This is a genomic window from Shewanella abyssi, from assembly GCF_023284025.1.
GTDB lineage: Bacteria > Pseudomonadota > Gammaproteobacteria > Enterobacterales > Shewanellaceae > Shewanella > Shewanella abyssi.
This window is the reverse complement of the sequence record NZ_JAKIKR010000096.1, coordinates 1-7,818: the sequence shown is the minus strand read 5'-3', so window position 1 is coordinate 7,818 and position 7,818 is coordinate 1. Positions and strand designations below refer to the sequence as shown.

Below are 7,818 nucleotides of genomic sequence, written 5' to 3'. Positions count from 1 at the left end.
TGATGAAAGCTCTTTTAACAACATAAGGACGGCCCTGTATCAGTTTAATGTTGGCAAGCTTAGCGTCTCTGCCGGAAAGTAAAAAAGAATAAAAAATGATTTTTAATTCCATTTTGGAATATACAAAGTGTGAAAAGTAAGCTACAAAAGTAACTGGCATATGAATGAATTCACTTTTAATGAGCTTGAAGACAGCAAACTTCGATTGAAAAGTGTGGCCTAGCGCAAATATTTTAGTCAGACCAGTACCGTAAACACGATATTGAAAAATATGCGCTTGTGTCTAGATTCAGAGTCGCCACAATATGCAACCTTACAAATAAAAAAATGACATCTGTCCCTACGAATGTCCTCAACTAAGAGGTTAACCTTTGTGAAGTTAGGTATCCCCAAAGAAAGTCATCCAGGAGAAAGTCGTGTTGCACTTATTCCTGCCAATGTGGCTCGTCTGCTAAAGAAAAATGTGCAAGTGCTGGTACAAAGCAATGCTGGAAATCATGCCGGGTTTACCGATGAAGATTATGTTGCGGCAGGTGCAGAAATTGTATCTCGCGAACAGGTCTTAAGTGACTCGGATGTGATTACCGTCGTCAACGCTAAAGGCGAGCAACTTGCTGAACTAAAAGCAACTATTAAGCCGCATCAAATCGTGATTGGCATGATGGATCCACTGGCGCATCCAGAAAATGCCCAGGCGATTGCTGAAACAGGCGCTACCGCTATTGCACTCGAACTTGTGCCACGTATTACGCGCGCACAAAGCATGGACATTCTCTCTTCAATGGCCACGGTATCGGGTTATAAAGCCGTATTGCTTGCCGCCCATAAAGCACCGCGTTTATTCCCAATGATGATGACAGCAGCGGGTACCCTCAAACCTGCACGCGCTTTCATTATGGGCGTCGGCGTTGCTGGCCTGCAAGCTTGTGCAACCGCCAAACGCTTAGGTGCAGTCGTTGAGGCTTACGATATTCGCCCTGCCGCGCGCGAGCAAATTATCTCGGTCGGTGCTAAACCGGTTGAACTCGATTTAGAAACCGAGAACACCGAAACTAAGGGTGGTTATGCTACAGAGCAGAGTGATGACTTTCTTAAGCGTCAACAGCAAGCGATGGCAAACATACTAGCACAGCAAGATATCGTCATTACCACAGCCGCAATCCCAGGTCGCAAAGCGCCAATCTTGATCACCAAAGAGATGGTCGATGGCATGAAGAACGGCACCATTATTGTCGATCTTGCCGCTGAAACCGGTGGTAACTGTGAACTGACCGAAGTCGATAAAGAGGTGGTTTACAAAGGGGTGACCATTCTAGGTCCATCAAACCTGCCAGGCAGTGCAGCAAACCATGCTAGCCAGATGTATGGCACCAACATTGAAAACCTACTTAAACTACTTGTCGATAAAGAAGGTGTTTTAAGCCTTGATTTTGAAGATGAAATTGTTAAAGACACCGTAGTCGCGTATCAAGGCGAAGTCGCCAGTGCACGTTTACGCGATATATTGGGTTTACCCCCACAGGAGCCTGCTGTTGAGGCTGCTACACCGGAGGCAAAATAAATGGAAATCTTACTCTTACTGACCCTGTTTATGGTCGCGGTATTTCTCGGCGTTGAGATCATCACTAAAGTGCCGCCAACGCTGCATACACCGTTAATGTCAGGCTCAAATGCGATCTCAGGGATCTCTTTAGTCGGCGCACTGTTGTCAGCCGGTTCTGGCGCGGGTATCTGGGTCAACGTTTTAGGTTTTGTCGCTGTGGTACTTGCCACGATTAATGTTGTTGGTGGCTACATGGTCACCAACCGCATGCTAGCTATGTTCAAAAGGAAATAAGCCACTATGAGTACGACAATTATTTATCTCGTCTATTTGGTGGCTGCGAGCTTATTTATCCTAGGGATAAAAGGCCTGACAAAGCCAAGAACGGCTGTTAGAGGTAACCAACTATCCGCATTAGGTATGTTCATTGCGGTAGTGGTCACCCTGCTGGATCAGAGTATTTTAAGTTACGAGTGGATCATCGCCGGTGTGTTACTGGGTGGTACTATTGGCGCTATTATGGCGACCAAAATCCAAGTAACGTCGATGCCACAGATGGTCGCCATGCTCAACGGTTTTGGTGGAGGAGCATCGCTCTTTATCGCCTTGGCTAACTTCCTCGACCCCCAGTCTGCTACGCATACTGTCGCCTTGGTTTCCATTACCGCAACCGTGGTTATTGGCGCCGTAACACTATCAGGTTCATTTATTGCGTTTGCTAAGCTACAAGAGCTTATATCAGGCAACCCGATAAAGGTGCCAGGCAACAAAATATTCAACGCATTACTGTTAATCGCTGCCATTGGATTGTCTATCGCTATCGTGATGGATCCAAGCAACACCAACCTTATCTATGCCTTAGTCGCAGTATCTGTGCTGCTGGGTTTATTACTGGTCATACCGATTGGCGGCGCTGACATGCCCGTGGTGATCGCCCTGCTTAACTCATATTCAGGTCTAGCTGCGGCAACCACGGGTTTTATTACTGGCAACACCGTGCTTATCGTATCGGGTTCGCTGGTAGGCGCATCAGGTATTATTCTGACGCGGATCATGTGTAAGGCGATGAACCGTTCACTGTTTAACGTGCTATTTGGCGTGATGGCAGAAGGCGGCGAAGTCATGGATGCTGACGAAGTTTATGCCGGTAAAGTCACCTCATCTTCACCAGAAGAGGTGGCGATGCTGCTTGAGACTGCTGAGCGTGTTGTGATCGTACCGGGTTACGGCTTAGCCATGGCGCAAGCACAACATGCAGTGCGCGAACTCGCCTCGGTGATGGAAGCGCGTGGCACCAAAGTGCTTTATGCCATCCACCCAGTAGCGGGTCGTATGCCTGGACATATGAATGTATTGCTAGCAGAAGCGGAAGTACCTTATGAGCAGTTAATCGAGATGGATGAGATTAACCCGCAGTTTGAGCAAACAGATGTGGCGATTGTGATTGGTGCAAATGACGTTACCAACCCGATGGCTCGAGAAGACAAAGGTAGCCCAATTTACGGTATGCCCATTCTCAACGTCGACAAGGCAAGAACCGTAGTAGTGGTGAAGCGCTCACTAAGCCCAGGTTTTGCAGGTCTACCTAACCCATTGTTTGCGATGGACAACACGGTAATGTTGTTTGGTGATGGTAAGAAAGCCATTGTTGAACTAACACAGAGTCTAAAAGAAGCAGATTAATCATTGGCTTCAAATATTGGAAGACCGCATTCGCGGTCTTTTTTTTAAGCATTAATTAATACAACTTTGTTAAACTTATGTATGCAAACCGCTTTTTTCTCTATACTTCTAGCAGCGCTTATCTAAGAATAACAATATGAAACTCAATCTACTTTCAGTTAGTTTTGCCAGCTTGTTAATGCTTGCCCCCCAAGGCATGCTTAAAGCCGCTGATGACCCTATATTGCCAACCTCTACAGAATCGGCCATTGTAGTGACCGTAGATGAGCCAACTGCCAATCAATGGAATAACCGTTGGGGTATTGGTATCGGTAAACGCCGTGGCGATATTCCCTACGCCACTGAAGAGGATGAAGTGTATGACACACTGCCGCTCATCTACTTTAAAAATGATTATTTCTATATTAACGGCATGGAAGCTGCCGCTCATATCTGGCAAAATGACAACCATCAAGTCAATCTATACACCCGTTTTCGCTTTGTTGATATCCCCCAAGAACTGCAAAATGACACTCAATCTCAAGCTTTTGACTTCGGTTTTCAGTACCGTTTTGTCAAAGATCAATGGGATGTTGATTTAGCGGTTCTTTCTGACTCTGACAAACGCAGTTATGGCTATAGCCGCACTCAATATCTTTGGCAGTCTGGAGATTGGCGGTTATTACCTTACGCCGAGTTTCAGTGGAAAAGTGCCGATTTCAATCAATATTATTATGGCTTAGATAAATACGATGTTGGCGGTGGTGTGAGCTTTAATGCGGGCATAAAGGCGCGTTACCACGTGTTCAGAAATCTTTATTTACTCGGTCAATTTGGCGTCGGTCGTTTGGAAGCTGATGTCTATGATCTGCCCAGTATTAACAACCGCTTTCAGTATGAGTCCTTTTTTGGTTTTGGCTTTTTTCCGGAACCCAATAAAAAGAGTTATTCGGCTAAGCCTGTGGTGACTAAACAAGAAAAACCAACCGAATACTTACGTATTGCCCATGGCTGGGCAACCCCGTCCAACCTCAATGCGATACTTAAATGGCAAACCAAAACTGATCCTTACAATAACCAAATGACGTCGGCTTTTTACGGTACTCAACTAACCGATACTATGTTTACCCTGCCAATCGAACTTTACTTAACGCCAGGCTTAGTCTGGCATCATGACTCAGAGGTACAAGATAATATCGCCGAAGCCATTATTGCCATTAAGGCTTACTACACCTTTGAAATTGGCCCGCGGTTTCGACTCGGCGTCGCCGAAGGTTTATCTTACGCCAGCACTGTCACTTATATTGAGGCGAGTGAGTTAGCAGAAAAAGATTACAAGCCGTCCAAGCTGCTTAATTATTTGGATTTTTCTTTAGATGTGAATGTCGGCGACATTTTCGATTCAAGAAAAATGGAAAACCTCTGGTTTGGTTATAGCATCCACCATCGTTCTGGCATTTTTGAATCTAGCTCAGCCTTTGGCCGCATAAGCGGCGGCAGTAACTATCAAAGCGTTTACCTGCAATGGCATTTTTAAAATAAAAAAGGCCGCATTTGCGGCATACTCATTATGATAGTGACACTGTCATTCGCTTCACCATAAAGTGCATGTCTAGGGTAATCGTTTGACTGGCTCTGTAGCTGCAAAGGCTTTAGGTTTGACGTCCATATCGGGTATCACTCCTTGATATAACACACTTTAAATGCTCGGCGTTTTACCTTTTATACTCTCGTTCCATTTTGCTTAAATAGGAATGTCGCACTTTGTCCTAGTAGTGTATCGACTGCCGACTCTCCCGGGGTCCCTAGTTCAAGCGCCACTTTCTCATTTAGCAAAGTCAGTATTTTATATTGCGCTGTATTGAGTTGATTCGAGCCACAAATAGCAAAGAACAGTTTTAAAATGGCACTAAATTGCTCGGTTTCTAATGCGCTATGCCATGATTTTTGCAGCGACTCGATGCTACTAAAATCCAAATCCTCAATTAACAGCGCGGCGAGTTTGGGCTCTAACTGATTGAGGAAATCTGCCTTATAGGGAAAGTGATGACTGATGCCGGTGCGGCTTACCCCTGTTGTTTGTGAAAGGGTCGAATAGGACATAGCGTCATACCCCATACTCAAAATCTGCTGTAGTGCTGCAGCCAATATTTGCTCTATGGTTTGCTTGGTGTCAGCTTTTGAACGCTTCGGCATAATGCGGCCCCAATGATTATTTGATAAGCGACTCTATCAAAAGCGGGCATCTGAAACCCTCATCTTATAGGGCAATCTGTCAGGTGTTCAGCTTAGGTTCAGTAAAAAATGGCGGGATCGGGGGTATTTGCTAGTCGTTAGCGAGCAAGCTAGAGCTTGGCTCTATGAGCTTTAAGATATCAAACTTCGTTTGATAAAGGTCGTGGGATTCCATCCCACACCCGGCCAAAAGGTGATCAACAGCAATCCCCTCTTGGATCACCCGTGCCGCCCCGACGAAGTTACATGCATTGAATACGGGCCTCATACTTATGGATAAATCGCTAACGCTTCCGATGGGGCGTCCTGCCCCGCGAAAGCTAGCCAGACATCCATGTCTGGACTTACGCGATTGATTCCAACGTATTTCGGCAACTTCGAGGGGGAATCGGTGTTTTCTGTGAGAATGACAGGTGTATCCATGCATTGAGTTTCAATTTCTAACGCAATTGCTGAGAGTTAGCGCTTTCAAACCCAGTGTAGATGCAGCTGAGGCCTTTGATGGCATGGATGCCATCGTAGAGCTTACAGGGAGGTACTTGCAGCGTGCCTCTGTAGCATCTGCTCATACACCTGCTGCAGGCAATTGAAACCACTATTGCCAAAAGCTAGCTCATTAGTGCCCCAAAGTTAGCTAGATAAAAAGTTTGTTTACATCTTGTTTATCAGCTTTTGTCATATCTCATCTAATGTGAGACGAAAAATTGAAGAAATGACCTCACTGTTCGCCAAAAAAGGACTAGAGTGCTTCATTCCTAACACCTCAATGCGGCTGTATACCTATAACAGTCGTATTGGATTTCCCAACGAATCAAGCCAAAAAATCAACAACCATTCCCACTTTACTATTGTGGGGTGTGAATAAATTCTGTAAATTCAGTAGTATGAAAGTGTGCGACCTTGAATGGCTGAGATAACAGGCAAGTAAAGTGTGCGACTAAGTTTTATCAATAGGTGTATTGAATACAGTTTGGTTAGATTTGTCGTAATGCATTGTATTAATACATATATAAGTCTTGATGCCCGTGCACGCTTTCTCGAGTGGACTTGGCAAAACGCGCAGGTCGTATATACAAATGTTAAATTGCAAGGAGAGTCATGCGTATATTTCTCATATTAGCTATTTTAATTAGCTTTATCACACAAGCTGGATCTTTAGTTGATACATCTTATGAGAACATAAAGATAGGAATGTCCGCACACGATGCAACTAAACTTCTAAAAGAGTATGAATCAGGGAAACTTAATAGTGAGGATGTAAGTTGTTATTACTTGTCCCCATCCCAAGATGATGATCTTCCCCACTTTATGATTGAATCAAATACGGTGGTGAGAATTGAAGTTTTTTCAAATGCTGTAATTACTCAGGATGGCGTAACTGTCGGCTCATCTAAAAATGAAGTCATGGCAGTTTATAAAAATTTAAAAGCATCTCCGCACCCATATAATTTTCAAACAGGTGAATATCTAGAAGTAAAACTTCCTGACGGTAACGGGATTATATTTGAAACAGATAATGATATTGTAACTTCATTTAGGCTAGGTAGTTATCCAGCAATTAGTTACATTGAAGGTTGTTTGTAATTGCAACTTAACAAGCTAATAAATAAGGACAAAAAACAGTTGGCTGTTTTCATTCCTCAACATTTTAGCCAACAATTTTTTGCCCATTATTAGGGCGTTATATGCAAAGCAGAGTATGAAGAAACAATATTTGAGTTTTGATGTTCTTGACGAGTCGGATAAAGATTTTTTTATTAATGATTCGTGGTGTGATTATTGTGAAAAATCTGATTTAGGTATAACTGATCCTAAAATTTATATTTTAGATGAAAAGCAATACTTAGAAGGTGTATGTAAAATTTGTGGTCATAAGCAGATTACAGAGGTTATTTTCACAGAAATAAAAGGCTAATTTCTGCAGTTGTAATTTGCATATAACTAATAAGGATAGGCCGCGCGCAGCCGCGTCCTTATCCCAAGTGTTGAACAAGCCCGAGCTTGCTGGAAGTGATGCCTATATATAGTAAATAGCGGCGCGAGCAAAAGATGGGACAGGCATATATTTTGTGCTTTAGAGCATCCTCTACTAACCTTTAAGTTACCTCAACTCAGTTTGTTTAGGATAGCGACTATGACTTCAGCTCGACGTACACTAATCGACCCAGAATCGACACCCTTTTATCACATTATAAATCGTTGCGTCAGAAGGGCTTACCTCTGCGGTGAAGATAAGCTGACAGGCAAGAATTTCGAACATAGACGCAGCTGGATTGTCGATAGAGTTAAGGCTCTGTCTGCTATTTTTTGTATCGATGTCTGTGCCTATGCGGTGATGAATAATCACTATCATCTAGTGCTGAAAATTGACCTTGATA

At 43.7% G+C, this 7,818-nt stretch carries 8 protein-coding genes; 7 read left to right on the top strand and 1 reads right to left on the bottom strand.

Features of this window, described 5'->3' with window-relative positions; translation table 11 throughout:
• Positions 1-373 precede the first annotated feature (373 nt).
• From L2755_RS21570 to L2755_RS21555, 4 genes are all read left to right on the top strand, one after another.
• Positions 374-1,561, top strand: coding sequence for a Re/Si-specific NAD(P)(+) transhydrogenase subunit alpha (locus L2755_RS21570; RefSeq protein ID WP_248982703.1), 1,188 nt, complete (start codon positions 374-376; stop codon positions 1,559-1,561).
• Positions 1,562-1,837 carry an NAD(P) transhydrogenase subunit alpha part 2 gene (locus L2755_RS21565; RefSeq protein WP_202286362.1) on the top strand — a complete coding sequence of 92 codons (276 nt, stop codon included), beginning with the start codon at positions 1,562-1,564 and terminating at the stop codon, positions 1,835-1,837. It abuts the gene before it with no gap.
• A 6-nt stretch (positions 1,838-1,843) separates the two neighbouring features.
• The gene (locus L2755_RS21560; protein ID WP_248982702.1) at positions 1,844-3,226 is read left to right on the top strand and encodes an NAD(P)(+) transhydrogenase (Re/Si-specific) subunit beta; all 1,383 of its coding nucleotides are present in this window, start codon (positions 1,844-1,846) and stop codon (positions 3,224-3,226) included.
• 136 nt (positions 3,227-3,362) lie between these two features.
• Positions 3,363-4,742, top strand: coding sequence for a MipA/OmpV family protein (locus L2755_RS21555; protein WP_248982701.1), 1,380 nt, complete (start codon positions 3,363-3,365; stop codon positions 4,740-4,742).
• Between the two features lie 185 nt (positions 4,743-4,927).
• Here the strand turns inward: L2755_RS21555 and L2755_RS21550 are convergent, their stop codons facing one another.
• Complete coding sequence (locus L2755_RS21550) at positions 4,928-5,401, bottom strand: TetR family transcriptional regulator (RefSeq protein WP_248982700.1); 474 nt, start codon at positions 5,399-5,401, stop codon at positions 4,928-4,930.
• 1,137 nt (positions 5,402-6,538) lie between these two features.
• Between L2755_RS21550 and L2755_RS21545 the strand changes: the two genes are divergently transcribed.
• The 3 genes from L2755_RS21545 to L2755_RS21535 all read left to right on the top strand — a co-directional run.
• A complete protein-coding gene (locus L2755_RS21545) occupies positions 6,539-7,024 on the top strand; it encodes a hypothetical protein (protein WP_248982699.1) in 486 nt (161 codons plus the stop codon).
• 115 nt (positions 7,025-7,139) lie between these two features.
• A complete protein-coding gene (locus L2755_RS21540; RefSeq protein WP_248982698.1) occupies positions 7,140-7,355 on the top strand; it encodes a hypothetical protein in 216 nt (71 codons plus the stop codon).
• Positions 7,356-7,574: 219 nt separating this feature from the next.
• On the top strand, positions 7,575-7,818 hold a 244-nt coding region (locus L2755_RS21535), incomplete at its 3' end, for a transposase (RefSeq protein WP_487250733.1).

Excerpts from the sequence above, each read along its gene's own strand:
- L2755_RS21550 (WP_248982700.1), bottom strand. The coding sequence starts at position 5,401 with ATGCCGAAGCGTTCAAAAGCTGACACCAAGCAAACCATAGAGCAAATA.
- L2755_RS21545 (WP_248982699.1), top strand. The coding sequence starts at position 6,539 with ATGCGTATATTTCTCATATTAGCTATTTTAATTAGCTTTATCACACAA.
- L2755_RS21560 (WP_248982702.1), top strand. The coding sequence starts at position 1,844 with ATGAGTACGACAATTATTTATCTCGTCTATTTGGTGGCTGCGAGCTTA.
- L2755_RS21565 (WP_202286362.1), top strand. The coding sequence starts at position 1,562 with ATGGAAATCTTACTCTTACTGACCCTGTTTATGGTCGCGGTATTTCTC.
- L2755_RS21540 (WP_248982698.1), top strand. The coding sequence starts at position 7,140 with ATGAAGAAACAATATTTGAGTTTTGATGTTCTTGACGAGTCGGATAAA.
- L2755_RS21555 (WP_248982701.1), top strand. The coding sequence starts at position 3,363 with ATGAAACTCAATCTACTTTCAGTTAGTTTTGCCAGCTTGTTAATGCTT.